The following is a 24,138-nucleotide window of genomic DNA, read 5'->3' on the forward strand; positions in this document are numbered from 1 at the left end:
AAAACCCTAGAGGCAAATGGCGTTCAATCCAATCCGCTGGATCTCGCTTTTTAGGGTTCCTGCTCCGAGCACGCCTTCTCAGCCTTGGCGATTAAGCGCAAGCGCAGGGCATTCAAAACCTCCCCAGCACTGACGGTCCGGATCCACTCCCGGCCGCGAGTGTTCCCCAAGCGCAACCGCTGACTGCTGCATCCATCCGGCCCAGCGACAGCAACAAACACCAATCCCACGGGTTTTTCCGGCGTTCCGCCATCAGGGCCAGCGATTCCCGTGACCGAAAGCGCCCAGTCCGATCCGGTGAGACGACGAACACCCAGCGCCATCGCCTCCGCCACTGGCGCACTGACGGCACCGTGCTGCTCGAGCAACGCTTCAGGCACGGACAACAGATCTCGCTTAACGGCATTGGCATAGGAGATCACCCCACCAAGCATCACGGAAGAGGCACCGGGCACCGCTGTGAGCTCAGCACCTAACCCGCCACCCGTGCAGGATTCCGCCACAGACAGGGTTTGGCCGGCTTGCCCCAGCCGCTTCAACACAACAGAAGCCAGCGAATCTTGATCCATGCCAAAGCACAGGTTGCCCGTGCGCCGACGCAACTCCTGCTCGGTTTGATCCACCAGCTTCCAAGCCTGCGCAGGCTCATCAGCGCAGGCCGTAATCCGGAGCTTCACCTCTCCACGACCGGCATAGGGAGCAACCGTGGGGTTCACCCCATCCAAGAGATCAGACACCTGTTCAGCCAACGTGGACTCACCAATTCCCCAGAAATGAAGGAGACGGCTCACAAACACACCCTTCGAAAGGCCGGACGAACGGAACCAGGGCGCGGCCATGGCCTTCCACATCGCCTTCATCTCACTGGGCACACCGGGAAACGTGAGCACTGTGAATCCAGGCACGGGGGTCCAGATCATGCCGGGGGCCGTTCCCGTTGGATTCCATAGAACCTCGGCCCCAACTGGCAAGAGCGCCTGACGGCGGGTTTCAGGGCCAGGGGTACGACCGCGGCTATGGGCCTTGTCTTGAATGTCAGACCAAACGTCGGCTCGCTCTTCCAAAGGAACAGAAAACGCAGCGGCAATCGCCTCCGTAGTGAGGTCATCCGGGGTTGGTCCAAGCCCACCGGTCACGATCAACACGCTGGAGCGTTGCGCGATTTCCTGAACCAACGCAATCAGGCGATCACGGTTGTCTCCCACAACCGTTTGGCGAAAATGAGGGAGACCAAGAGAAGCAAGCTCCTCCGACAACCAACGCGCATTGCCATTGAGGATGTTGCCAAGCAGAAGCTCCGTCCCAACGCAGAGGATCTCAACACCCGAGCGCTTCGAGCGATCAGCGATGGCGGTCATTGGATGAAGATTCCAGGTCTGATGGTTTCAGGTCTGATGGTTCGATGGCCGCTTCAAGATGACGCTGACGGTTGATGGTCACGACCGTGGCAACGAGGATGGCTGTCGCCAATCCAAGCCAGAGAAAACGCATTTCCACGTTGGCCACGACCATCGCCAAGGACGCCAACCACTGCGTGAACACATAGATCAAGACAACCGTGCGTCGATGGCTAAACCCAGCACGTAGGAGGCGGTGATGGAGGTGACGGCGATCCGGATAAAAGGGGGAGTGACCATCGCTGAGACGCCCCATGATCACAGCCGACATATCGGCTAAGGGCAAGGAAAGAATCAATAACGGCAGCAACAAGCTCACCGTTGTGAGCCCTTTCGCCGGGCCAACAATGCTGACGGCGGCCAGGGTGAATCCCAAAAAATACGATCCGCCATCACCCATAAAGATGCGCGCTGGATTGAAGTTGTGACGGAGGAAGCCAAGACAACTTCCAGCTAACGCGGCAGCAAGAAAAGCAGCCGCTGACTGATGCAGCGAAAAGCTCACGGACACCAAGCCAACCGCTGCGATTCCAGCCACACCTGCAGCCAAGCCATCCAGACCATCCAGCCAGTTGATCGCATTGGTGATCCCCACCAACCAGATCACCGTGGCGAGCAAGCTGAGCAGATCCGGAAGCAGCAAGGCTTCGGAGCTGTTCGCTAACCAGGGAAGATCAATCGCTCCAATACGGACTCCCTGGGACCAAACAACCACCGAAACAGCAATCTGACCCGCCAAGCGCGGCCAAGGAGACAGGGCAAACAGATCGTCCGCAAGACCGATCACAAAAAAGCAGAGAGACCCCGCAAGCGTGGTCCAAATGAGCTGGTCACGGGCCGGAGCCAACATGCCAAAACCGCCCATCCACCAAGTCACCCCCAGGGACAAACAAAAACCCAGCACCAAGGCGATGCCCCCCAATCGGACCATGGGGGTGGTGTGCTGTTTGCGGGGATCGGGCTGATCTGTGAGACCCAATTTCAACCCCAGCTGCCGCACGAGGGGGACGAGCAACGTCGTAATGACGGCCGCCACCACCAGGCTCGCCGAAGCGACTGCGAGAGGAGTGCTCGCAAACGTCACAAAAAGCTCCGGCGGAACGACACCAAAAAGAATCTTTTAAGGGCAAATATTAGGCAGAAATGGGCCGAGGGACACGGCGCCTCAGGCAGTTATGCAAGAGCCGGTTCCAGAGCAGGGGCGTAGAGCGGAAACCGTTTGCAGAGGTCACTGACTCGCTCCAAACAACGCGCCTGAATGGCGTCATCCTCAGGGTTCTGAAGCCGATCAGCGATCACATCAGCAACCTCGTGGAAGGCCTTCTCGTCGAAGCCGCGGGTGGTGAGGGCCGCCGTTCCCAAACGCAAACCACTCGTCACGAAGGGCGACTCAGGATCAAAGGGAACGGTGTTTTTGTTGGCCGTGATGTGCACATCACTCACCAAAAGATCAGCCACCTTGCCGGTCATCCCGATGCTGCGCAGATCCAAAAGCACCACATGGTTATCAGTACCACCACTCACCACATCGATCGATCGCTCCTGAAGACGGGCCGCGAGGGCCTGAGCATTGGCCACAACCTGTTGGCTGTAAGCCTTGAAATCGGGCTGTAAGGCTTCGCCGAAGGCCACGGCCTTGGCCGCAATCACGTGTTCCAGCGGACCACCTTGCGACCCTGGGAACACCGCCTTGTCGAATCGGCGCGCGAATTCAGCATCGCGGCAAAGGATCAAACCACCACGGGGGCCGCGCAGCGTTTTGTGCGTGGTGGTGGTCACCACATCACAATGAGGGACCGGGCTGGCATGCACCCCAGCAGCCACGAGGCCGGCGATATGGGCCATGTCTGCCAACAGGTACGCACCCACTTCATCCGCAATCGAGCGGAACGCAGCAAAATCAATGGCGCGCGGGTAGGCCGAATAGCCACAAATAATCAATTTGGGCTTGTGCTCGAGAGCCAGCTGGCGAATGGCCTCCATATCGAGGCGCTGCGTCTCTTTATCAACGCCGTACTGCACCACGTTGAACCACTTGCCGCTCACATTGACCGGAGAGCCATGGGTGAGGTGCCCACCATGGCTGAGATCCATCCCAAGGATCGTGTCACCGGGCTGAAGCAAGGCAAGAAACACCGCGAAGTTCGCCTGAGCGCCACTGTGGGGCTGAACATTCGCCCAAGCTGCGTCGAAGAGGTCCTTCGCCCTTGAAATGGCCAATTCTTCGATGGCATCCACGTGCTCGCAACCGCCGTAATAACGCTTGTGAGGTAGCCCCTCCGCGTATTTATTCGTCAGAACCGAGCCCTGAGCTTCCATCACCGCCTTGGAGGTGAAGTTCTCCGATGCGATCAACTCAAGATGCGTCTCTTGACGCATCCGCTCCTGATCGATCAAACCAGCAATGGCAGGGTCTGCAGCCTTCAGAGATGCATTAATCGAGGCTGCGGAGCGATCTGTCATGCGTTTCAGAAATCAGTGCACGAATCGTAGGGAATAGGTCCCTTGCCCATACGAATCTTCAAAAAAAAACTGCCTTATCGGCAGTTTTCAGAAGCGCGCCTGGAGAGATTCGAACTCCCGACCCTCTGATCCGTAGTCAGATGCTCTAATCCGCTGAGCTACAAGCGCTTGGAAGCCACCATCTGACCGTATCAAGGCACCCTTCGTCAACCAACGGACATCAACACGTCAAAATCAATGAAGTCACGAGGGTCATCCCATGCCGCTCCGCTGGTACGGACCCGCCGATCCCAACAATGCCACCTACAGGCATTTCAACCGGGTGGTGAATTTCTGCCTCCACGCCGGGGGATTTGCCGCTGTCAGCAGCGGCCTTTGGTTTGTGCAAGAGATGCGTCACCCCTGGAGCCATCTCGACCTATGGACTGAAGCTTGGCTTGGGGTCTTGATTGTTCACCTGCTGGTGGTGATCCGTTTGCGCCCAGGCAAAGATGCAGACACCGATACAGACACAAACGAAAGATGACTCTGGACTCAGCTGATCTACGGGCCCTCACCTCAACACTGGCGGACCGTCTTTACATCCAAGTGGCTGGATGGCACTTGTATTTGGGAGATGCCGGCTTAGCCGAAGCCCTTGCGATTGAATGCAGTGCGCTGCTCGACCAAGGCGCCGTGGTGGCAGCACGACAAGCCCTCGAGGCGGTTCAAGTGCCGATTGGGGGAGGAAGTGCGCGATTGCCGATGGCGCGTCTGTTGCCGTCCTCTCAACTTTCAGACCTCGAAGAGATTCTCGAAGGACACTGCCGATAAGGTTGAACCGTTGTTGGACTCTGCCGTGCTGATCATCGAGGTCACCAATGCCCGCGATGTGGTCCGGCAACGGATCGGCCGCCTCGGCGAACGGTTAATCGGGAAGGTTGTTGATCCCGAAGCCCAGGTTGAAAAAGCGCTCATTCAAGAGATGGAAACCGCTTTCCGAGACTTCGGCATTGAAGCGCGCATCCTGTCTGTGCAAGGACCGCAGCTGGTCGGTCGACAACACCTCGAATTACCGATCCAGGTGCGTGAAGACCGAGACGTCCGCCTCAGCGACGAATGAAGCGACGCGTCAGACCTTGGCTGATCTCGCGAACCTCTTGAACAGCAAAGGCTTGCCCTAACGCCACAAACACCAAACCCCCTAGCGATCCCGACAGGCCTACCTGCAAGAGTCGGCCCACTAGATCAACGGGCCAACGCACCCCTTGGCTCAATCCCCAGGCCACGATCCCAGCTCCAGCGGCTGCAACCGTGAGGCGCAAACCATCCAAGCCCCACTGTTTTAAAGGCAAGACTTTCAAGCGCTGCTGCAGAGCTAACAACAGCGCAACGCAGGTCAGCACATTGATCAAGACGGTGGCCAGCACCAGACCTGCTGCTCCGAAATTGAAGGGAAGTTGCGGTCCCCAAGGCGTTGGCCCACCCACCAGGGCCCAGTCGAACACCACATTCAGGCCAATACCGATGACCGAAAGGCGAAAGGGTGTGGTGCCGTCGCCCAGGGCATAGAACACGCGCACCAACACATCTCGGCCGAGATAGGCCGGCATGCCAAGTCCATAGGCCATCAACAAGCCCGTAACAAGCTCCACCGCACCTTGATTAAACGCACCCCGCTCGTACACCAGAGCCACAATTGGGGTTGCGAGGGCCAAAAACAAGGCACCAAGGGGAAGCATTGATGCCGTCGACAACATCAAACCCTGGCGGATTCGAGTGATCAGCTCTGGGCGATCTTGTGGAGCCGTCAACCGGGAAAAGGTGGGCAACAGTGGCACCAACAACGCGTTGGAAATCAACCCCAGCGGGGTCTGGACCAACAAATTGGCGTAACCAAGCCCTGCCGCCGCTCCAAGCAACCCCGAAGCAAAAAACAGATCGGTAAACACATTGATCTGCAGCATTCCCGACGACAGGGTGGCAGGGCCCATCACCTGCCAAACCTCCTGAACACCGGGATGGCGCCAATCCCAGGCGAGACGCAATTGAACCAAGCCCTGCTTCATGAGGGCAGGCAGCTGCAGAAGCCATTGCAGAACCGCCCCCACCAGGGTGGATAAAGCCAACACCACCCCTCCCCACAGGGCGAGAGCGGGCGTTGAGATCGCAGATCCCGCCTGCCACCAGAGCAAACCGATGCCCAGGATGAGAGCAAGGCTGGACATCAACGGCGAAATCGCTGGGATCCAGAACTCATCAGCAGCATTTAGCGATCCAAAGCCAAGGCCGATCAGGCCGGCCAACAGAGCCATCGGCGCCATCACTTGCAGTTGCACCACGGCGATGCGGTGCAACTCCGAACTCAGACCAGGGCCAACAAGCGTGATTAGGGGATCAGCCGCCACGACCAACACAAGGGTTACCCCAAGCAGCAGCGTGCTGACCATCGTGTTCAACGTGGCCAAAATGTGCGCTCCCTCCTCCCGGGGACGGCGACTGAGCACGCTCACCATCGCGCTATGGAAGGGCCCGTTAATCCCGCCCAAAAGGATTAATAGGAAGCCAGGGAGGACGTAGGCGTAGTTGTAAGCGTCGTAGGCAGCACCCACCCCAAAGGCGGCTGCAATCACCAACTGACGCACCAAGCCACCAACCTTGCTCAACAACGTGCCGTAGGTGACGACCAGGGCAATGCGCTTCAGAGATCTCGCCATTCGTCGTCTTTTCACAGCGCTTCCGAGCCAGCATTCTCAACCCCGTGCCAGGCCACCATGGGCGGATTCAGCCAGCAGCCATGACCGGCACGTCGATTCTTCAGTTTCCTGCCCTCAGCGAAGGCGTGCTCCTGAAGCGCTACAAACGCTTTCTGGCTGATGTGGAGCTCAACGATGGACAGGTCGTCACCGTCCACTGCGCCAACACTGGTCCCATGAAAGGCGTGCTCCATCCCGGTGGAAGGGTCCGGGTCCGTCATGCCCCTTCCCCGAAGCGCAAGTTGGCTTGGACCTGGGAGCAGGCCGAGGTCCCAAGCAGCGACGGAACGCTGTGTTGGGCTGGCATCAATACGGCTTTGCCGAACAAACTGATTCGGGCCCTGATCGAAGCCGGAGAACTCAAAAACCAACTCGGCCCGATCAAGACCATCCGCGCCGAGGTTCCCTACGGCCTCAATCGCAGAAGTCGCATTGACCTATTGCTCACTCCAGACGACAGCGCAGACGATCAACGCCCCATTTATGTCGAAGTCAAAAACACCACCTGGAGCCGCGGCGACGTTGCGCTCTTCCCCGACACGGTGACGGAACGGGGCCAAAAACACCTGGAGGAACTCACGGCACTCATTCCTGAGGCAAGAGGGGTCTTGATTCCCTGCCTAAGCCGGCCGGATGTCACTGCTTTTGCCCCCGGGGACAGCGCCGATCCCCGCTACGGAGATCTGTTCAGGCTCGCTATGGCAGCAGGAGTGGAAGTGCTGCCTTGCCGCTTCAGTTTTGACGAAGATCGGATTAATTGGGAAGGACTCCAGCCGGTTCATAATTGTCAGTAAAAGTACTTAAAACGTCGCGAAACCCAGATTTGGTATCAATAGCCACTTGAGAAGTGTTCGCTAGCGAGCAGTTTTGGAAGGTGAAATTGGACAATCCCGTCCAGCTCATTCCATGCAGTGACGCTTTTTTCTATGACAACTGCTTACGAGTCGCCCAATTGGCGACGCAAATCTCGCCTTCAGGAGGCGAGTCTCGTGGAGGGCCCAATGCTTCTCCTTCAAAGCATTCGTGGGTTTAAAACCAATCGCTCACTCTTGTGGCTTGGCTGCGTGCCGCTGGCCCTTTTCGGGCTTGGGCTATTCAACCTGTCGGCTCATGCCGCAGAGATGCCAGAACTCAGCGCCGCCTTTTTAGCCAACAACCTTTGGTTACTGGTAGCAACGATTCTGGTGATCTTCATGAACGCCGGCTTCGCCATGGTGGAAGCCGGAATGTGTCGCCAAAAAAATGCAGTCAATATTCTCGCTAAGAACCTGTTTGTCTTTGCGCTTGCAGTAACCGCCTATTGGTTTGTCGGTTATTCCTTGATGTACGGCGATCCCATAGCCGCTGGCTGGCTCTACTTCAACGGGCTGTTTTTTGATCCGGCTGTTACGCCAGAACTGATCTCAGAAGCTGGCCTTGTTCCAAGTGTCGACTTCTTGTTTCAGGCGGCTTTCGCTGGAACTGCAGCAACAATCGTGTCTGGCCTCGTGGCAGAACGCGTGAAATTTGGCGAATTTGTGGTGTTTGCCCTGGTACTCACCGCATTTATCTACCCCGTTGCAGGGAGTTGGGAATGGAATGGCGGATGGCTGAATTCCGTTGGAGACAAAGAATTTATTGATTTTGCTGGATCATCCATTGTTCACTCCGTAGGAGCCTGGGCTGGTCTTGTTGGAGCCATGCTTCTTGGCCCACGCATTGGCAAATTCGTGGATGGCAAGCCTCAAGCCATCCCTGGCCACAACATGGCGATCGCCACTCTTGGGGCCCTGATTCTTTGGATTGGTTGGTATGGATTCAACCCCGGATCCCAGCTCGCTATGGATCAGTGGGTTCCTTATGTCGCAGTAACGACAACCTTGGCTGCAGCTGGTGGAGCCATCGGTGCCACCGTGATCTCAACCATTACATCAGGGAAACCTGATTTGACCATGATCATCAACGGCATCCTTGCCGGCCTGGTCAGCATCACGGCAGGTTGCGGCAACCTGACGTTTGTGGGCTCATGGGTTGCTGGTCTGATCGGCGGAATCATTGTCGTCTTCGCTGTTTCAGCTTTGGATTCATCAGGCATTGATGATCCAGTCGGAGCCTTCTCCGTCCATGGCGTCTGTGGCGTCTGGGGAACCTTGGTGGTTGGTCTTTGGGGTTTTGACATCCAAGGCGATGGCTCACCTCTGGGCCTGCTGGTCGGAGGTGGTATCAGCCAGCTCGGAATCCAAGCTCTGGGCTGCGCTGCTTACGCCATCTGGACGATCGTGACCTGCTGGATTGCATGGTCTGTGATCGGTGGGTTGTTCGGAGGCATCCGCGTCACCGAAAAAGAAGAAATTGAAGGTCTTGATATTGGTGAGCACGGTATGGAGGCCTATCCAGACTTCGTCTCATCTGGCAGCTGATCCATTTTTTGCACATTTTTGAAGTGCTTTCCACCCTGTCCCTCCATGGGACAGGGTTTTTTATTGGCATCCGCGATCAGTCGCTAGTGGCAGACAGCCCATAGAGTCGAATCACTGTGGTTACAGATATGGATACTCACGCCTTCAAACGCTCCCTGCATCACTCCGATCGCTACAACCGGCGAGGCTTCGGTCGAGCCGAAGAGGTGGCAGGCAGTTTGGAGCAGGCTTACCAGAGCAGCCTGATCGGGTCCATTCGAGACAACGGGTATCGCTTAACCCATGGCCGTCTCCAGGTCCGCCTTGCCGAAGCGTTTGGATTCTGCTGGGGCGTGGAGAGGGCTGTCGCCATGGCTTACGAGACGCGACGTCACTACCCACAAGAACGGATCTGGATCACCAACGAAATCATCCATAACCCATCGGTGAATGACCACCTGCGAGAAATGGACGTGTTGTTCATCTCCGTTGAGGGTGGAGTTAAGGATTTTTCTGGCGTGGCCTCGGGCGATGTGGTGATCCTTCCGGCTTTTGGTGCAACCGTTCAGGAGATGCAACTTCTCAATGAGCGTGGTTGCCACATTGTTGACACCACCTGTCCATGGGTTTCAAAGGTGTGGACAACGGTGGAGAAGCACAAGAAGCAATCCTTCACCTCGATCATTCACGGCAAGGTGAAACACGAAGAGACGCTGGCAACGAGTTCCTTTGCCGGTACGTATCTCGTTGTTCTCGATCTCGAGGAAGCCCGGCTTGTCGCTGAATACATTCTCGGGAATGGCGATCGCGAAGCGTTTATGAAACGGTTTTCAAACGCTTCTTCGCCAGGGTTTGACCCCGATCGTGATCTTGAACGCTTGGGTGTGGCCAACCAAACCACCATGCTCAAAAGTGAGACCGAAGAAATTGGCCGCTTGTTTGAGCGCACCATGCTCAGCAAGTACGGGCCCACAGAACTCAATGAGCATTTTTTAGCGTTCAACACCATCTGCGACGCCACCCAGGAGCGGCAAGATGCCATGTTCTCGCTCGTTGATGAAACCGTGGATCTCATGGTGGTGATTGGGGGCTACAACTCCTCCAACACGACCCACCTGCAAGAAATTGCCGTTAGCCGAGGGATCCGTTCCTTCCACATCGATACTCCAGAGCGCATTCACTCCGACAACTCGATTGAACACAAGCCCCTTGGCGAAGAACTCACCCTTGAAGAGCTGTTCCTGCCCGAGGGGCCCGTCACCGTCGGAATTACCTCCGGAGCCTCCACGCCAGATCGGGTCGTGGAGCATGTCATTCAGAGACTGATCGCCCTGAGCGAAAACTGACCCCCAGCTCCCTTTACATTGGTTCATCATGGAGACTTCTCCAACCGGGGACCTGCCTACGTGCTGCTCTTGACGAGACCCTCAACCGACACATTGCGCGGTAGCGATAGCCGTCAAGTCCGCTGTTATCGCAGTGAATTTCGCGATCGCATGGAGATGCGTGCTGACTTTCAAACCGTCGGGGCTTACCTCGATCGGCACGAAGGCTGGTTTCGCCGTTGTGCCGCTCCCATGGAGGTGAAGGCCATTGACGAGCAGGCCTATGCCCTTACGCTCGGACGCTTTGGCAACTTCGGTTTTGAGGTCGAACCCACGATCGGCCTGCGCCTCCTACCGCAGAACGCTGGTAATTACGCGATCTCTACAGTGCCTCTCAGCAATCAAGATCCAGCCCTAGCGGATCTATACGACGTTGATTTCCAGGCCAACCTCAGCCTTGAGGACAACAGCTCGAGTGACGCCTCCGAAGAGCTCACGGCGGTGAGCTGGGATCTTGATCTATCCGTTTGGATTCACCTGCCCAAGATGATCACCCTGCTCCCTGACGGGCTGGTTCAGTCCAGTGGTGATCACCTTTTGCGCCAAATTGTGCGGCAAATTTCCAGGCGTCTCACCTGGAAAGTGCAAGAAGATTTCCATGCAAGCCATGGTCTTGTCTGCCCGCCAAGACGACGGGCAGCCTTTTGAACAAGCTCAGCTGAACACGATCAGCGATTCACCCAGATCTTGTTCACAATCTCCATTCCACTCACCGCCTGCCACAGGAACAACGTGAGGGTGCCCATGTTGAGCCCAACGTGAGCTTTCCGGGCAATCACATTCCCCTGCTGCATGAAGGGAGCCAAGGACGCGGCAAGGGCGATCATTCCGGTCATCGCCAAGCCCACGAGCAGATGCGGACCCACGAACAACTTGCCGTTGTTGATGTAAGTCACGGCCATACCACCGATCATTCCGGTCACCATCACCGCAAGGATCAGACTTCCCCAGCGGTAATGACGCTGGGCAAACTTGCCTGGTAGCAGGGCCTTGCGCTGCTCTGGGGTCCCTGTCCGGACCTTCTTGGCTTTGATGCCAAGAAACATGGAATAACCACCTGCCGCCAAGAGCCCCCACATCATTAGGGGGTGCATGAAGTTGGCGGCAAAAGGCAGAGCTGGCAGGGTCATGGATCAGTTCGTTGAGTGGACGAGTAAAGCGAGATTAGGTGCTCGTGTTCTCAGTGAAGAAAGTGACGGCGTCCGGTCAGCACCATGGCCAAACCGAGCTCATCGCAGGCTTTGATCGAGTCGGCATCCCGAAGGCTGCCGCCTGGATGGATCACAGCCTTAATTCCATGGCTTGCGGCAAGGCGAACGGTGTCATCGAAAGGGAAGAAGCCATCACTGGCGAGCACAGCCCCCAGCGCTTGCTCACCAGCAGCCTCTAAAGCAAGACGGGCAGAGCCAACCCTATTCATCTGACCAGCCCCCACCCCCAGGCTCTGTCCATCACGTGCGACCAAAATCGCATTCGAGCGCACGTGACGCACGAGCTGCCAAGCAAAGCGGAGATCGGCGTATTCAGCCGTGGTGGGTTGACGCTGGCTCGCCACCGTCCAAGCGGAGGGGTCGATTGGCTGATCGTCGAGATCCTGCACCAAAACACCACCAAGAATGCTGCGGACATGATCTTTGGCTGCCGCATCAATGGCCTCAGGCGCCAACTCGAGGAGGCGGAGATTGCCTTTGGCGGCCAAAATTTCACGCGCTTCTGGGCTAAACCCAGGCGCCACAACACACTCCAGGAACAAGCTTGTGAGCTCCTTAGCCGCTAAGCCATCAACCACGGCATTCAGAGCAACAATGCCGCCGAAGGCACTGATTCGATCACCATCGAGAGCCCGGGTGAGGGCGGTCGCCACGCCATCACCCACCGCCACGCCACAGGGATTGGTGTGCTTGACCACCACAGCCGCCGCTTGTTCGGCGCGATGAAGGCCCTCTGCGCCATAACCAAACTCACGAACGGTGGCCAGGGCCGCTTCCAGATCGAGCAAATTATTGGTGCTGAGTTCCTTCCCCTGAAGCTGCTTGGCACCCCCCCAGCCCACGCTGCTGCTGTACCAAGCCGCCTTCTGGTGGGGGTTCTCCCCGTAGCGCAACGTCTGCCGAAGCGGCAGCGCTTCGAGCCATGGCAGGGCTTCGGGTGGAGCTTTGGCCTCGACGGAAGAGCTGGCATCCACAGCGGGGTGCAGCTCAGGGCGAGCTTGCATCCAACGACTGATCGCGACGTCATACGCCGCCGTATGGGCAAACGCCTCTAAAGCCAACTGCCGGCGCACATTCGCGTCCACGCCTCCAGCCGATCGAGACAGCGATTGCAAAAACCCGTCGTACTGCTCAGGACTGGTGAGAACCGCGACATGGGCATGATTTTTGGCCGCAGACCGAACCATCGTGGGTCCGCCGATATCGATGTTCTCAATGGCCGTATCCCAGCTCACATCAGGGTCTGCGACGGTTTCCCTGAACGGATAAAGGTTCACCACCACCACATCGATGGGATCGATCTTCTGTTCGAGGAGATCGGCCTCATGGGCCGGATCTCCTCTTCGCGCCAAGATTCCGCCATGAATTCGAGGGTGGAGTGTTTTAACGCGACCGCCAAGAATCTCAGGAGCACCGGTGTGGTCGGCCACGCGTGTGACCGGCAATCCAGCCTCTTCAAGCACGTTGGCTGTTCCACCACTGGAGAGCAGCTGATAGCCATGGAGCCGATTGAGAGCCTCAGCAAGGGGCACCACCCCCCGCTTATCAGACACGCTCAGCAAGGCAGTTGGAGCCATGGCAGCAGGACGAAAGACAGGGCTTGAGCCAACCTACGCAGCAACCGCTCACCTGCTGCCATGGCCGCCGATCTGCTCCGCCAATCCACAGCGACGGCGAGGGCACGCCTGGTTCTCCTTCATGGCTGGGGCGCCGATGCCGGCGACCTGATGCCCCTGGGACAAGCGCTCGCCGAGGCGATCGCGACACCCCTCGAGCTGGTGGCCCTACAAGCTCCCGAACTGCAGACCCAAGGCCCAGGACGCGAGTGGTACGGCCTCTTCCCAGCCGACTGGTCCGCCGTGCCAGCAGCTGTTGAAGGATTAAAAGAACGCATCAACAATCTGGGCTCAGCGGAGATCCCACTGGAAGCAACCGTGCTGTTGGGCTTTTCTCAAGGAGGCGCGATGGCCATGGCCGCGGGCTGTGACTTACCGCTCGCCGGATTAATCGCATGCAGTGCCTATCCCCATCCCCACTGGCAAGCTCCTGTGATCCGCCCTCCTGTGCTTCTTTTGCATGGACGGTATGACGATGTTGTGCCGCATTCCGCAGCCTTAGCGCTAAAAAACGAGCTGTCGTCCAGCAAGCAAGCCTGTGATCTGTTCAGTTTTGAGAATGGGCATGCCATCCCCGTTGAGGCTCAGGCTGAAATGAAAAAAGCCCTCAAGCGCTGGCTGGATCAAACAGCTCAGGACGCTTAAGGACTTTGCGATCAAGGGTTGGAATGAAAGGAAATCAGACGAAGGCGTATTCGTACTCTTCCATTTCCTCCCAATCGTCAGACGCCAGGTCTAGGCCTTCAAAAATGACCTCTTCACCAACGTGATCAACGATGGAACGGAGGGAAGGGAACAGGAAATGATTTTCCTCGGCGTACTGAGCACTGAAAAGTCCTTTTTCACCCCAGAAGAATCGATCTGTGGTGTGTTCGTTACGGCGAACGTTGACTAGAGCCGGGGGCATAAGGACGCCCTCAGCGATGTAGCGACGAGCCGCTGTCACAGGCTTGTGTTCACCAGTTTCGAGATGGTGAGTCGGCACGTGTGCGAGCACACGCTGGCCAGCAAGGCGACGACGACTAATCCTCTTACGTTTTTTGGACATTGGGCAAAAATCCCTGTTGAGGGAGTGAGAGGGGGCTGTCAAGAAAGACCGGCACCGTTTTGAGACGGCATTCGATCAAGTGAGACGCTCATAAAGAGCATCGTGACGTCAGCGAATCGGAGGGTCGATCGCGCAACCAAAGCTGCGAGACAAACCGACAAACACCATCGCTTTCAACGGCATAAAACCGATGACAACAGGAGACACATCAACCTCTGCTGTAACCTTGGTAGCAACGAAAGTGCAACCCGAGCAGAATCGACAGGAAACCGGCACCGCAATGAAGAGCGCCGTCGGTCGATCTTCTGATCTTAAGACTTTTTCCAGAATTGGCAAGACGGTCAGGTCTTGAGTTGCCTCCCCGGCTGTATCCAGGCACACAACTTCACGAATGCAGCTGTCCAACCGGTTCCTCACCCTGGTCCAGCAACAACTGCAGAGTTTTTCTGGCGACGAGGCTTTGGACAAGCTCGTTGTCTACATCGCGCAAAGCAGTGAAGGAGATGCGCCCAGCTTCACGATGCTGGATCAATGGCCTCCCGATGGTGGCCGCCTACCAGAGATTGCCGACGACCCCATCCTGCGCATTCCAGCGCCAGAGCGTCACTGGTTTCCCCTCCGCCATGACGACCTCTTATTAGGAGTTCTCAGGGCAGAGCAGCAGCGCGAGACGGAATGGTCCGACCAACTCGATCGCCGCCTGCAAGCCAGCGCCTCAGCCTTGGCTTACAGCCTTGGCCTGGAACTCGAACGCAGTCGCCTACGGGAAGAGCTCCATCAGCAACGCCAACAGATGAATCTTGTGGTGCATCAGCTGCGCAACCCACTGGCAGCCTTGCGCACCTATGCCCAGCTTCTGCTCCGTCGCTTGGGGCCCGAGCATCTCCAACGCCCACTGGTAACGGGACTCCTTCAAGAGCAGGCCCAGCTCGACCGCTACATCACATCCCTGGACCTGATCGGTCAGGAGAACCTGCCTTATCGCCCCGAGGCACCTGCCCCGCTGCTGCTTCCTCAGGTGCAAACGAAGGGCCCAGGGCTCACGATTGAACACCTGCTTCAACCTCTGATTGAACGGGCTGCCGCAACCGCAGCCCTCCAGAACCGCGTCTGGCAAACACCAGCCAACTGGCCTGCCTGGACACAAGAAATTCGGCCAGATGACGATGCCGTGATCTCAGAGATCGTGGCCAATCTGCTGGAAAATGCTTTTCGATACAGCCCTACAGGCTGTCCACTCGGACTCAGCCTGCTGGAACGCAGCATCTTGATCTGGGACGGGGGACCTCCCATCCCGGATCAAGAACAAGAGCTGATCTTCCGCAAAGGAGAACGGGGCAGCAGCAGCAGGGATCAATCCGGATCCGGACTAGGCCTCGCACTCGCCCGACATCTCGCCGAAGAACGGGGTGGATCACTGGTTTTGCACACCACACCCAACCAGCTCGACCCGAGCCTGCCAAGCCGCGGCAATGCCTTCCTTCTCAGCCTCCCCCCGAGCCCAGCAAAGGCGCCAGCAAGGCGATAAAAAACAAACTAGAGGTCTCGCTGAGCATCACAACAGCTCCGTAGCCGTCTCCCGTCATCCCCCCTAGACGCCGGCCGAGCCACTCAGCCGCGATCAATGCACTGAGGAAACAAACAGGAACCGTCAAGAGCGGCAGCTGCCCAAGCAGGGGGCTCACCACCAACAACAAAACAAGGGTGGGGACAGCATCGCCAAGACCCTTGTGGTGACGGCGGTGAAACCCAGCCGTTCCATTCACGCGCAAATAGGCAAAACGCGCCATCGCCCAAAGGGGCGACACCCTTGCCAAAGCGCTCGTGACCACTAAGGCGATTGGCGCCAGGGAGCCCAAACGCACCAAAGCAGCAAATTGCAGCAACAGCACCAGGACAGACAACTGCACCCCACTGGCACCCACACGGCTGTCCTCCATCGCCTCTAGGCAGCGCTCCGGTCCTGCAGCGAGACCATCAGCCGTATCGATCAGTCCATCGAAATGGAGCCCACCGGTCAACCACAACCCCAAGGCCAAAACAACTGGGACGAGCGCGACTTGAGGCCATCCCAAAGCGGACAAAAGCCACCACAATCCCGCCTGCAGGCCCCCAATCACCAAGCCGATCCAGGGCGCAAAGCGGGCGATGCGCTCAAAGCGAGGCTGCGGCCAGGGCCAGGACGGCAGCACCGAATAAAAAATCCAGGCACCCACTAAATCGCGCAGCCAGAAGGGGGCTGAAGCCATGACCTCGACCCATGCACCAACAGGGCTCACCGTAAATTGGTCCGTTGCCCGAGGGCCTGTGTTCCAGTTCGAGATTCAGGCCTCTTGCCGCCACACGGCTGCTCGCTGTGGATGCTTCCACACACCTCACGGTCCCGTCACGACGCCACGATTTATGCCCGTGGGCACGCTGGGCACCGTGAAAGGGGTGACCACCTCTCAATTAGCAGAGACCGGCGCTCAAATGGTGCTGTCCAACACCTATCACCTGCATCTCCAGCCTGGGGAAGCGATCGTTGCCGACGCCGGCGGGCTGCATCGGTTCATGGGCTGGGACGGACCGATGCTGACCGATTCCGGTGGCTTCCAGGTGTTCAGCCTCGGCGACCTCAACCGCATTGACGATGAAGGGGTCGACTTCCGCAACCCTCGCAACGGCAGCCGAATCTTGCTGACCCCCGAGCGGTCGATGCAGATCCAAATGCGCCTCGGCGCCGATGTGGCCATGGCCTTCGATCAATGTCCGCCCTATCCAGCCACCGAGAACGATGTTGCGGAAGCTTGTCGGCGCACTCACGCCTGGCTGGGCCGCTGTGCAGACGCCCATCAACGCGACGACCAAGCCCTCTTCGGGATTGTGCAGGGGGGTTGTTTTCCCCACCTTCGTGATCTCAGCGCACGTACGGTGGCGGACTTCAACCTGCCCGGCATCGCCATCGGCGGCGTCAGCGTTGGCGAACCGGTGGATGAGATGCATCAGATCGTGCGTCAGGTCACACCCCTGTTGCCCGCGGATCGCCCCCGCTACCTGATGGGCATTGGCACCCTGCGCGAGATGGCCGTCGCCGTCGCCAATGGCATTGACATGTTTGATTGCGTTCTGCCCACCCGTCTCGGCAGACATGGCACCGCCTTGGTGGGAGGCGAGCGCTGGAACCTGCGCAATGCTCGCTTCCGGCACGACCACACCCCTTTAGATGCAAGCTGCCCATGCATGGCCTGCCGCCATCACACCCGTGCCTACCTCAACCATCTAATCCGTAGTGAGGAACTGCTCGGACTCACACTCTTGAGTCTCCATAACCTCACCCATCTGATCCGATTCACCACCGCCATGGGGCAAGCCATTCGTGATGGTTGCTTTTCAGAGGATTTCGCTCCGTGGGAGCCGAGCTCCAGAGCCCATCACACGTGGTAGCGTCCCTGCTCCGACCCTGAATTCGCCGGGATGGCTGCTTACACCCTCGATTTGCTGGCCCAGCTACCTGAGGCCTATCAAGCCTTTGGTCCGCTGATCGACATCCTGCCGATCATTCCTTTGTTCTTCCTGTTGCTTGCTTTTGTTTGGCAGGCTTCCGTCGGCTTCCGCTGACCAAAACAGCCCAAACAAACTGGGGTAGGGCGAGATAACGCCTCCAACGGCTTGGTTCCTGCAAAAGCCTGTAAAGCCATTCCACCTGGAAACGGCTGGCCCATCGTGGTGCCCGTTCCTTGAGGCCAGCCCAGACATCAAAGCTGCCACCAACACCCATCCAGATGCCGGTTTGCGTAGCTTTCAAGCGCTGAGCCCAAACTTCTTGACGGGGAACGCCGAGAGCAACAAGCACCAAATCCGGGTTCAGCTTGCACAAGTTGGCTTCCAGCTGGGGCCATTCCTCCTCGCTGAGATATCCATGTTGCGCCAGCACCAGGCGCAATTCAGGGCGCTCCACCACCAAGCGATCACACAGGCGCTCCATCACCTGCGGCGCAGCCCCCACGAGCGCCACCGACCAACCATGGGCCTCGGCGTAAGCCAACAATTCCCACGCCAGTTCAATGCCAGGGCTTCGGCGAACCCGCACACCCTGCAAACGAAGAGCCCAAACAACGCCTGCACCGTCGGGAACCACAAGATCGGCGTCAGCGATCACGGCGCCTAAGCGTGGGTTGGCACGTGCCGCCATCGTCATTTCGGCATTCAGGGTCACGATCTGACCTCCCCCGTCGGCATGCACACCGATGGCTGCTGCCGTGACATCGCGACAAGCATCGACTGGCACCCCCAGCACTTGGAAGCGACGTTGATCACGCGGACCGGTGCTGGTGATGTCCATCCCTAAATCGACTACGAGCGAGAATCTAGATCCGGTCGCTTGGAAGGCCACGGTTTTGTCGCATCCGACCCCTCAGGAGCAGCACGAGCTACGCCTTGAAAAACTCAAGAACCTGGATGTGGCCATCGAAGCGGTGGTCTTAGGACGTCAGCATCCCGTGAGCGGATTGCTTCCAGCCAGCACGGCAAACACCGTGCACGGAAACTACGGAGACGCCTGGGTTCGCGATTGCGTGTACTCGATTCAGTGCGTTTGGGGCCTGGCGATCGCCCATCGTCGCCTTCACGGAGGCAGCAGCCAACGCAGCTGGGAACTCGAACAACGGGTTCTGGGGCTGATGCGCGGCTTGCTTAACAGCATGATGCGCCAAGCCTCAAAAGTGGAGCGCTTCAAGTACAGCCTCGATCCGCTCGACGCCCTGCATGCCAAATACAACAGCGCCAATGGCGATCAGGTTGTGGCCGATGACGGCTGGGGCCATCTGCAGCTAGATGCCACATCGCTGTTTTTATTGCAGCTCGCTCAACTCAGCCGCGGCGGTCTCGCCGTGATTCGCAATCGCCACGAAGTGGCGTTCATCCAAAACCTCGTCTACTACGTGGCCCGGGCCTACCGGGTGCCCGACTACGGAATTTGGGAGCGGGGAGACAAGGGAAATCAAGGCTTACCCGAACGCAACGCCAGTTCTATTGGCATGGCCAAAGCGGCACTCGAGGCCCTTGATGGCGTGGATCTTTTCAGCTCCCACGGGGATGGCTCGGTGCAGGTGCTGGTGCCGCAAGGGGCTGTCGTCCGCTTGCGTCGGGCCCTGCAAGGACTTCTGCCCAGGGAATCCGCCAGCAAAGAAGTCGACAGCGCCTGTCTCTCGATCATCGGCTACCCAGCCTGGGCGGTGGAAGAGCACGAGCTGGTGGAGCGAACCGTCCAACGCATCCGACGCGAGCTCGGTGGCCCCTATGGATACAAACGCTTCCGCCGCGACGGCCATCAAACCGTTGTCGAAGACGTCAGTCGACTGCATTACGAACGGGCCGAACTCGTGAATTTCGAAGGCGTGGAATCGGAATGGCCCCTTTTCTTGGCCTATGAGCAGCTGACAGCCTGCTGCGAAGAGCGCTGGACAGACGCGCATTACTGGCAAGAAAGGCTCAAGACCCTCCAGGTTGTATGCCATGGACAGCAGCTCTATCCCGAGCTCTATCTGGTCCCGGACAGTGCGGTGGAGCTGGAACGACGGGCACCAGGCAGCCAACAACGCCTAGCCAACGAGAACGTGCCTTTGCTTTGGACCCAGAGCCTTGCCTGGCTGGGGGACATGCTGATGGCAGGACTGATCGAGCCAGGGGACTTGGATCCCTGCGGTCGCCGATTCCCCGCCGAGATCGGTGCAGAGCAGGTTCTGGTGGCCCTTGCACCCACCAACAGCTCCCTCGCCGCTGAACTCAAGGCACGGGGGCTCCCGGTCAGCGATCCCCAGACCTGCCCCATCCAGGTGGTGCCATCCAGCAATCTCAACGATCGCCTCAGCGCCGTCGGGGCAGATGAAGCTCTGCGCTTGAGCGGTCAGCCGATGCTCCGAGCCGACACCTCGGACACAGCCCGCCTCTACCGCCAGGGCGACGAGCAGCTTGCCGTCCTACCGGCCGTGTTGGAAGAAGACACCTTTTTCGTCAGTCATGACCCACGCCAGCTCATGGAAACGGTCATCAATGAACTGCACCTGCTGCAGCGGCACTGGCGCGGTGAAGGTTCACCGCTCTTGCTGATCCCAGTGGAAGCCAACCTTCTTGAGAACAACCCAGAGCTGCTGGTCGATCTCACCACGCGTTTGCAATCCGGACGCATCGAGGATGTTCCTGTTTGCTTCAGCGACCTTGAGACACTCGCCCTCAGCGCTCAGTGGGTGACTCTGCCCACCACAACCGCCAAGAGCAACGCCCAGCAACGGAGCGATGCAGCGCGCTACCTACAAGACTCCACCGACTTCAGCGACCTCACCGCAGCCCAGGAGCAGGAGCTCGATGACATCCCCCTCGCTCAGCTCCGCGATCGCCTCTGGAGCAGCCACTCGCTCCGAGAACAAGCCGAAGTGCTTGAACTGCTCAAGCGCCAACTGGGCCATCGAGCGATTCTCAGTGGCCCTCAAGGTACACCGATTGAGCTGGTCACCCTGCTGGAGGAGATCTACCACCGCGGGCTCAGCCAGGAGGATTGGAATGTGGCCCGCCGCTGTGCCGGGGCGATGGGGCTCGTCCATCCCCAACTGGAAGATGCCGTCATCGACCTACTCAGCCGCCAGAAGCAAGTGGTGGTGGGAAGGAACTACACCAGCGACTCCCGTCTCAGCGCGCCGGCTTCCAGCCCGGCCATCGCCGCGCTGATTGAACGCACCTGTGGCAATGACGGCCGAGAACGGATGCTGCAGCAGGAATTGCTCGTGGCTCTTGATGGCCTTGCCCGCCGAGAACCAGAAAAACTCAAGGGCACGCTCACCCTGCAGCTGGGGCAATTGCTGCTTCTGCTCACCTCAGAACTCGCAGCCGAGAGGCAACTCAGCCAGGACGAAGCCTTTGAAGCCCTGTGCAGCGAAGCCCCCCATGCGATCAGCTTGCGCCTTCAAGCCCTGCTCAATGACGTCGACCACGCCCGCGCAGCCCTACAGCGACGAGAGCTGCTTCACCTGCGCGGACATGTGCAGTGGACCGTGCCTGAGCCCCTCGAGGAACGACCCAGCGGATCCGACTGGCTTCAACACCGCATGCGCTTGGGCTCCCTGCAACAAGTCCCGAAGGAGTTCTATGCCGGCATCTGGTCCCTCCTGCATCACTGCCGTGGGTTGGTGATCGGAGACAAATTGGAGCGACGCAACCGTCTAACCAGCGCTTTGGTGCTGGAAAAAACCCCAGGCGAACGCAACTTCGCCATTCAGGTCGAGCACCTGCTCAGTCGTATTGAAGCCGCGGAATACCGCCAACTGTGCACCGAAAGCCTGCTCTCGCTGATGGCCTTCACCATGACCAATCCAGACATGCACTTTGAGGACGACATCGCACTCGACGTGATGATTGGCCATGCCGTGCGGGTGGGATGGCAAAGCACCCATCCCCAACAAGACATCGGGACTTACAGCCAGCACAAAGCCGCGGCCTGGGAGCAGTTTTACCAAGCGTCTCCGGCGCAATGCCGCCAATGGCAAATCGAAGCGCTAAGGGAGTTAGCCGAACAGGAAGGCCTGCTTTAAATCAAATAGGAGCGTCGAGAGCAATGCCAACCCCTGGCCGCTCCACCGCCTGCTCAATGAGGTCGGCGAGGCGCAGGGCCCGAGAAGCCTGCTGGCCATCCACGGCAGGGGTTTCACGGCCGCGAACGCACTGCAAAAAGTGCTCCAACTCGGCGTAAAGCGGCTCAATCGACGTGGTGCTCACCTCTTCAATGAATCCATCGTTGCGATACAAAAGCTCACCATGATCCGCCGAGTACCACTCGTGGGCGCGCCGATGGATATGCAGGGTGTGATTCAAAAAATCTGTTTCCACCAGGCTCCCGCGACAGTGCGCACTCAAATTCCTGATCTTGCGATGGCTCATTTTGCTGGCCGTCAAGCTGGCCACCACGCCGTTGTCGAAGCCCAAGGTGGCGTTGACGTAATCGATAGGGCCCTCAGAGCTCCGGCCTCCGGCCGCTGATAAATGCACAACCGACGCGCCGGCAAGCTCTAAGACCAGATCCAAATCGTGGATCATCAAATCCAGAACGACCGAAACATCATTGGCACGATCGGAATGGGGACTGTGACGTCGGGCTTCCAACACCACCACTTCCTCATTCGCGACCACCTTGGTCAACTCACGAAACGCAGGATTGAAGCGTTCGATGTGCCCCACCTGCAGCAGCCGATCCACCCGGCTTGCCGACTCGCTGAGCGACGCAGCTTCCTCCTGGCTGGCCGCAATCGGCTTTTCGATCAAAACGTGCAGCCCAGCCTCTAAACAAGCCAAACCGACGGCATGGTGAAGCAAGGTCGGCACCGCGATGCAAACCGCTTCGACCTCAGACAGCATCTCGCGGTAATCCGCGAACCAACGGCAATCGAACTGGTCTTTTGCCAACGCTCCGCGTTCGGCATCCGGATCAGAGACACCAACAAGAACTGCGTCCTTCAAAAGGCTGAGAACACGGGCGTGATGCCAACCCATGTTGCCGATTCCAATTACTCCGACCTTTACCGGAACCATAGGGTCGGTCATCGGAGGGAATGCAGGTCAAAGCTGATTATCGGTGATCAACAGCTAGGACTGCTTCAGAGGGTCGTCACACCGGGAATTACCAGTTTCACCTGAACGATGCGCGGGCCTCTCATCGTGACGATTTCAAATTGAACTCCGTTGTGCCGCAGCGCTTCTCCGGCTGCAGGAATGTGCTGCAACCGTTCCAACAAGAAGCCAGCAAGGGTGTGATGGTCCGAGGCCTCAGGCAGGTCAAGGTCGAGTTGGCGATTGAGCTCGAAGATCTCCAAATCACCAGCAACCAACCAGGCACCTTCCTGTCCCTCAATCGCCTGCAGGTCTGGCTCGGCACTTTCATGCTCTGGCTCATCCCCAACAATTTCACCGGTGAGATCGGCGGCAGTGACCAATCCCTCGGTTCCCCCGTGTTCATCCACCACCAACAGCAACGGATGTCCAGAGCGAATAATTGCCAGCAATTCGGCGAGGTTGCTGGTCTCAGGCACCCGCTCGGCAGGACTTAAATAAGGCTCAAGAGCGGAATCTTTTTGCAGTTCGCCACGGGCGATCGGCTCAGCCAAACGGCGTAAGTCGAGCACGCCACGAACATCATCCAGCGACTGCCCAATCACTGGAAAACGTGCATGTCGAGTGCGGTGGACGGCCTCCATCAACTCGGCGAAACGCACCTCCACCGGCAGGGTGACCATCCCAGAGCGAGGCACCATCACCTCCCTCACCTGCATATCTCTTAAGGCAAACACTCCTTCGAGGATGTTGCGTTCATCCGGCCGAAGTCCCGTGACTCCACCACTCTCCACCAGGGTCTCCAGCTCACCAGCTGTGAGTGCCGGCACGAGTGCATCCCAGCGAGGCTTCAAGCCCACAAGACGAAGCAGAAGGGAGGCGATGACCTCCAGGGCTGACAGCAGGGGACGCAACACCTGCATGGTGGTTTCCAAGACCGGAGACAATTGCAAGGCAGCTGGCTCCGGACGGCTAAGGACCAAAGCCCTTGGGAGCAACCCGGATAACAACGTGGCCAAGACCACCAACACAAGGAACCAGGCCAGATCCCACCAACGACCGGCGGGGTTTTCCATCGGCCACCAACGCTGACCAAAGCCTTTCGCAATCCAACCGAGCGCCACCAACGACAAGGTGGTCCCGAACTGGGTCATCAGCAGAGCCGTTCGCAACCGGCGCTGGAGGCGCTCGACCGCTGGAGCCCCTGGCAGACCCTCCTCTCGAAGTTCATGAACGCGGCTCGGCCGCAGTCGCAGCAATGCCACTTCCGCCGCTGCAAAAAACGCCGGCAACACCAAAAGCGCGATGAGCAGCAGGTTGCGCATGAG

24 protein-coding genes and 1 tRNA gene are annotated in these 24,138 nt (G+C 58.3%); 12 read left to right on the plus strand and 13 right to left on the minus strand.

Features of this window, described 5'->3' with window-relative positions; all coding sequences use genetic code 11:
- Positions 1–50 precede the first annotated feature (50 nt).
- From SYN8016DRAFT_RS07225 to SYN8016DRAFT_RS07240, 4 genes are all read right to left on the minus strand, one after another.
- Entirely contained in the window at positions 51–1,358 is a 1,308-nt protein-coding gene (locus SYN8016DRAFT_RS07225; RefSeq protein ID WP_006853687.1) for a competence/damage-inducible protein A, read from the minus strand.
- Entirely contained in the window at positions 1,342–2,481 is a 1,140-nt protein-coding gene (locus SYN8016DRAFT_RS07230) for a glycosyltransferase family 4 protein (protein WP_006853688.1), read from the minus strand. Before SYN8016DRAFT_RS07230 ends, SYN8016DRAFT_RS07225 begins: the two co-directional genes overlap by 17 nt.
- 89 nt (positions 2,482–2,570) lie before the next feature.
- On the minus strand, positions 2,571–3,860 hold the full coding sequence (gene glyA, locus SYN8016DRAFT_RS07235; RefSeq protein ID WP_006853689.1) for a serine hydroxymethyltransferase: 1,290 nt from the start codon (positions 3,858–3,860) through the stop codon (positions 2,571–2,573).
- Between the two features lie 94 nt (positions 3,861–3,954).
- Positions 3,955–4,028: transfer RNA gene (locus SYN8016DRAFT_RS07240), tRNA-Arg, on the minus strand.
- Positions 4,029–4,119: 91 nt separating this feature from the next.
- On the opposite strand from SYN8016DRAFT_RS07240, the gene SYN8016DRAFT_RS07245 reads away from it, so the two are divergent.
- Genes SYN8016DRAFT_RS07245 through SYN8016DRAFT_RS07255 form a run of 3 tightly spaced genes read left to right on the plus strand, consistent with a single transcriptional unit; the run spans position 4,120 to position 4,962 of the window.
- Positions 4,120–4,386, plus strand: coding sequence for a hypothetical protein (locus tag SYN8016DRAFT_RS07245; RefSeq protein ID WP_006853690.1), 267 nt, complete (start codon positions 4,120–4,122; stop codon positions 4,384–4,386).
- Positions 4,383–4,673 carry a DUF3181 family protein gene (locus SYN8016DRAFT_RS07250; RefSeq protein ID WP_006853691.1) on the plus strand — a complete coding sequence of 97 codons (291 nt, stop codon included), beginning with the start codon at positions 4,383–4,385 and terminating at the stop codon, positions 4,671–4,673. The genes SYN8016DRAFT_RS07245 and SYN8016DRAFT_RS07250 overlap by 4 nt, the downstream gene beginning before the upstream one ends.
- Before the next feature lie 25 nt (positions 4,674–4,698).
- Positions 4,699–4,962: a hypothetical protein gene (locus SYN8016DRAFT_RS07255; RefSeq protein WP_006853692.1), complete on the plus strand. Its 264-nt coding sequence runs from the start codon at positions 4,699–4,701 to the stop codon at positions 4,960–4,962.
- Here the strand turns inward: SYN8016DRAFT_RS07255 and murJ are convergent.
- Complete coding sequence (murJ, locus tag SYN8016DRAFT_RS07260; protein WP_006853693.1) at positions 4,949–6,556, minus strand: murein biosynthesis integral membrane protein MurJ; 1,608 nt, start codon at positions 6,554–6,556, stop codon at positions 4,949–4,951. The two genes, SYN8016DRAFT_RS07255 and murJ, sit on opposite strands and share 14 nt — an antisense overlap.
- A gap of 80 nt (positions 6,557–6,636) precedes the next feature.
- On the opposite strand from murJ, the gene sfsA reads away from it, so the two are divergent.
- From sfsA to SYN8016DRAFT_RS07280, 4 genes are all read left to right on the plus strand, one after another.
- Positions 6,637–7,389 (plus strand): DNA/RNA nuclease SfsA, encoded by a 753-nt coding sequence (sfsA, locus tag SYN8016DRAFT_RS07265; RefSeq protein ID WP_006853694.1) that lies wholly within the window; start codon positions 6,637–6,639, stop codon positions 7,387–7,389.
- A gap of 132 nt (positions 7,390–7,521) precedes the next feature.
- Entirely contained in the window at positions 7,522–8,994 is a 1,473-nt protein-coding gene (locus SYN8016DRAFT_RS07270) for an ammonium transporter (protein WP_006853695.1), read from the plus strand.
- A 128-nt stretch (positions 8,995–9,122) separates the two neighbouring features.
- On the plus strand, positions 9,123–10,319 hold the full coding sequence (locus tag SYN8016DRAFT_RS07275) for a 4-hydroxy-3-methylbut-2-enyl diphosphate reductase (RefSeq protein ID WP_006853696.1): 1,197 nt from the start codon (positions 9,123–9,125) through the stop codon (positions 10,317–10,319).
- Between the two features lie 60 nt (positions 10,320–10,379).
- Positions 10,380–11,006 carry a DUF1997 domain-containing protein gene (locus tag SYN8016DRAFT_RS07280; RefSeq protein WP_038014080.1) on the plus strand — a complete coding sequence of 209 codons (627 nt, stop codon included), beginning with the start codon at positions 10,380–10,382 and terminating at the stop codon, positions 11,004–11,006.
- A gap of 20 nt (positions 11,007–11,026) precedes the next feature.
- Here SYN8016DRAFT_RS07280 and SYN8016DRAFT_RS07285 read toward each other — a convergent pair whose 3' ends face one another.
- A complete protein-coding gene (locus SYN8016DRAFT_RS07285) occupies positions 11,027–11,488 on the minus strand; it encodes a DUF4079 domain-containing protein (protein WP_006853698.1) in 462 nt (153 codons plus the stop codon).
- Between the two features lie 50 nt (positions 11,489–11,538).
- Complete coding sequence (gene purH / locus SYN8016DRAFT_RS07290; RefSeq protein ID WP_006853699.1) at positions 11,539–13,146, minus strand: bifunctional phosphoribosylaminoimidazolecarboxamide formyltransferase/IMP cyclohydrolase; 1,608 nt, start codon at positions 13,144–13,146, stop codon at positions 11,539–11,541.
- A gap of 60 nt (positions 13,147–13,206) precedes the next feature.
- On the opposite strand from purH, the gene SYN8016DRAFT_RS07295 reads away from it, so the two are divergent.
- A complete protein-coding gene (locus SYN8016DRAFT_RS07295; RefSeq protein ID WP_006853700.1) occupies positions 13,207–13,830 on the plus strand; it encodes an alpha/beta hydrolase in 624 nt (207 codons plus the stop codon).
- A 34-nt stretch (positions 13,831–13,864) separates the two neighbouring features.
- On the opposite strand, the gene SYN8016DRAFT_RS07300 is transcribed toward SYN8016DRAFT_RS07295, so the two are convergent.
- Complete coding sequence (locus tag SYN8016DRAFT_RS07300; RefSeq protein WP_006853701.1) at positions 13,865–14,233, minus strand: DUF3155 domain-containing protein; 369 nt, start codon at positions 14,231–14,233, stop codon at positions 13,865–13,867.
- A gap of 108 nt (positions 14,234–14,341) precedes the next feature.
- A complete protein-coding gene (locus SYN8016DRAFT_RS07305; protein ID WP_141561427.1) occupies positions 14,342–14,638 on the minus strand; it encodes a hypothetical protein in 297 nt (98 codons plus the stop codon).
- On the opposite strand from SYN8016DRAFT_RS07305, the gene SYN8016DRAFT_RS07310 reads away from it, so the two are divergent.
- A complete protein-coding gene (locus tag SYN8016DRAFT_RS07310; RefSeq protein WP_006853702.1) occupies positions 14,625–15,761 on the plus strand; it encodes a sensor histidine kinase KdpD in 1,137 nt (378 codons plus the stop codon). The two genes, SYN8016DRAFT_RS07305 and SYN8016DRAFT_RS07310, sit on opposite strands and share 14 nt — an antisense overlap.
- Here SYN8016DRAFT_RS07310 and cobS read toward each other — a convergent pair.
- Positions 15,718–16,482, minus strand: coding sequence for an adenosylcobinamide-GDP ribazoletransferase (gene cobS / locus SYN8016DRAFT_RS07315; RefSeq protein WP_006853703.1), 765 nt, complete (start codon positions 16,480–16,482; stop codon positions 15,718–15,720). The genes SYN8016DRAFT_RS07310 and cobS overlap by 44 nt on opposite strands.
- 58 nt (positions 16,483–16,540) lie before the next feature.
- Between cobS and tgt the strand changes: the two genes are divergently transcribed.
- Positions 16,541–17,659, plus strand: a complete 1,119-nt coding sequence (gene tgt, locus SYN8016DRAFT_RS07320; protein WP_038014082.1) for a tRNA guanosine(34) transglycosylase Tgt — start codon at positions 16,541–16,543, stop codon at positions 17,657–17,659.
- Between the two features lie 30 nt (positions 17,660–17,689).
- On the plus strand, positions 17,690–17,833 hold the full coding sequence (locus SYN8016DRAFT_RS14490) for a photosystem II reaction center protein K (RefSeq protein WP_006853705.1): 144 nt from the start codon (positions 17,690–17,692) through the stop codon (positions 17,831–17,833).
- Here SYN8016DRAFT_RS14490 and SYN8016DRAFT_RS07325 read toward each other — a convergent pair.
- Positions 17,772–18,557, minus strand: a complete 786-nt coding sequence (locus SYN8016DRAFT_RS07325; RefSeq protein WP_006853706.1) for a WecB/TagA/CpsF family glycosyltransferase — start codon at positions 18,555–18,557, stop codon at positions 17,772–17,774. The two genes, SYN8016DRAFT_RS14490 and SYN8016DRAFT_RS07325, sit on opposite strands and share 62 nt — an antisense overlap.
- Here SYN8016DRAFT_RS07325 and SYN8016DRAFT_RS07330 point away from each other — a divergent pair.
- Complete coding sequence (locus tag SYN8016DRAFT_RS07330; RefSeq protein WP_253909822.1) at positions 18,550–21,798, plus strand: glycoside hydrolase family 15 protein; 3,249 nt, start codon at positions 18,550–18,552, stop codon at positions 21,796–21,798. The genes SYN8016DRAFT_RS07325 and SYN8016DRAFT_RS07330 overlap by 8 nt on opposite strands.
- A 1-nt stretch (position 21,799) precedes the next feature.
- On the opposite strand, the gene SYN8016DRAFT_RS07335 is transcribed toward SYN8016DRAFT_RS07330, so the two are convergent.
- Positions 21,800–22,804, minus strand: a complete 1,005-nt coding sequence (locus SYN8016DRAFT_RS07335; RefSeq protein WP_006853708.1) for a Gfo/Idh/MocA family protein — start codon at positions 22,802–22,804, stop codon at positions 21,800–21,802.
- A gap of 53 nt (positions 22,805–22,857) precedes the next feature.
- A complete protein-coding gene (locus SYN8016DRAFT_RS07340; RefSeq protein WP_006853709.1) occupies positions 22,858–24,135 on the minus strand; it encodes a hemolysin family protein in 1,278 nt (425 codons plus the stop codon).
- Positions 24,136–24,138 lie beyond the last annotated feature (3 nt).

The organism is Synechococcus sp. WH 8016, from assembly GCF_000230675.1.
Taxonomy (GTDB): domain Bacteria; phylum Cyanobacteriota; class Cyanobacteriia; order PCC-6307; family Cyanobiaceae; genus Synechococcus_C.

Coding starts and splice junctions, on each gene's coding strand:
- SYN8016DRAFT_RS07225 (WP_006853687.1), bottom strand. CDS start 1,358: ATGACCGCCATCGCTGATCGCTCGAAGCGCTCGGGTGTTGAGATCCTC.
- glyA (WP_006853689.1), bottom strand. CDS start 3,860: ATGACAGATCGCTCCGCAGCCTCGATTAATGCATCTCTGAAGGCTGCA.
- SYN8016DRAFT_RS07245 (WP_006853690.1), top strand. CDS start 4,120: ATGCCGCTCCGCTGGTACGGACCCGCCGATCCCAACAATGCCACCTAC.
- SYN8016DRAFT_RS07250 (WP_006853691.1), top strand. CDS start 4,383: ATGACTCTGGACTCAGCTGATCTACGGGCCCTCACCTCAACACTGGCG.
- murJ (WP_006853693.1), bottom strand. CDS start 6,556: ATGGCGAGATCTCTGAAGCGCATTGCCCTGGTCGTCACCTACGGCACG.
- sfsA (WP_006853694.1), top strand. CDS start 6,637: ATGACCGGCACGTCGATTCTTCAGTTTCCTGCCCTCAGCGAAGGCGTG.
- SYN8016DRAFT_RS07270 (WP_006853695.1), top strand. CDS start 7,522: ATGACAACTGCTTACGAGTCGCCCAATTGGCGACGCAAATCTCGCCTT.
- SYN8016DRAFT_RS07275 (WP_006853696.1), top strand. CDS start 9,123: ATGGATACTCACGCCTTCAAACGCTCCCTGCATCACTCCGATCGCTAC.
- SYN8016DRAFT_RS07285 (WP_006853698.1), bottom strand. CDS start 11,488: ATGACCCTGCCAGCTCTGCCTTTTGCCGCCAACTTCATGCACCCCCTA.
- purH (WP_006853699.1), bottom strand. CDS start 13,146: ATGGCTCCAACTGCCTTGCTGAGCGTGTCTGATAAGCGGGGGGTGGTG.
- SYN8016DRAFT_RS07295 (WP_006853700.1), top strand. CDS start 13,207: ATGGCCGCCGATCTGCTCCGCCAATCCACAGCGACGGCGAGGGCACGC.
- SYN8016DRAFT_RS07300 (WP_006853701.1), bottom strand. CDS start 14,233: ATGTCCAAAAAACGTAAGAGGATTAGTCGTCGTCGCCTTGCTGGCCAG.
- SYN8016DRAFT_RS07310 (WP_006853702.1), top strand. CDS start 14,625: ATGCAGCTGTCCAACCGGTTCCTCACCCTGGTCCAGCAACAACTGCAG.
- cobS (WP_006853703.1), bottom strand. CDS start 16,482: ATGGCTTCAGCCCCCTTCTGGCTGCGCGATTTAGTGGGTGCCTGGATT.
- SYN8016DRAFT_RS14490 (WP_006853705.1), top strand. CDS start 17,690: ATGGCTGCTTACACCCTCGATTTGCTGGCCCAGCTACCTGAGGCCTAT.
- SYN8016DRAFT_RS07330 (WP_253909822.1), top strand. CDS start 18,550: ATGTCCATCCCTAAATCGACTACGAGCGAGAATCTAGATCCGGTCGCT.
- SYN8016DRAFT_RS07325 (WP_006853706.1), bottom strand. CDS start 18,557: ATGGACATCACCAGCACCGGTCCGCGTGATCAACGTCGCTTCCAAGTG.
- SYN8016DRAFT_RS07335 (WP_006853708.1), bottom strand. CDS start 22,804: ATGACCGACCCTATGGTTCCGGTAAAGGTCGGAGTAATTGGAATCGGC.
- SYN8016DRAFT_RS07340 (WP_006853709.1), bottom strand. CDS start 24,135: ATGCGCAACCTGCTGCTCATCGCGCTTTTGGTGTTGCCGGCGTTTTTT.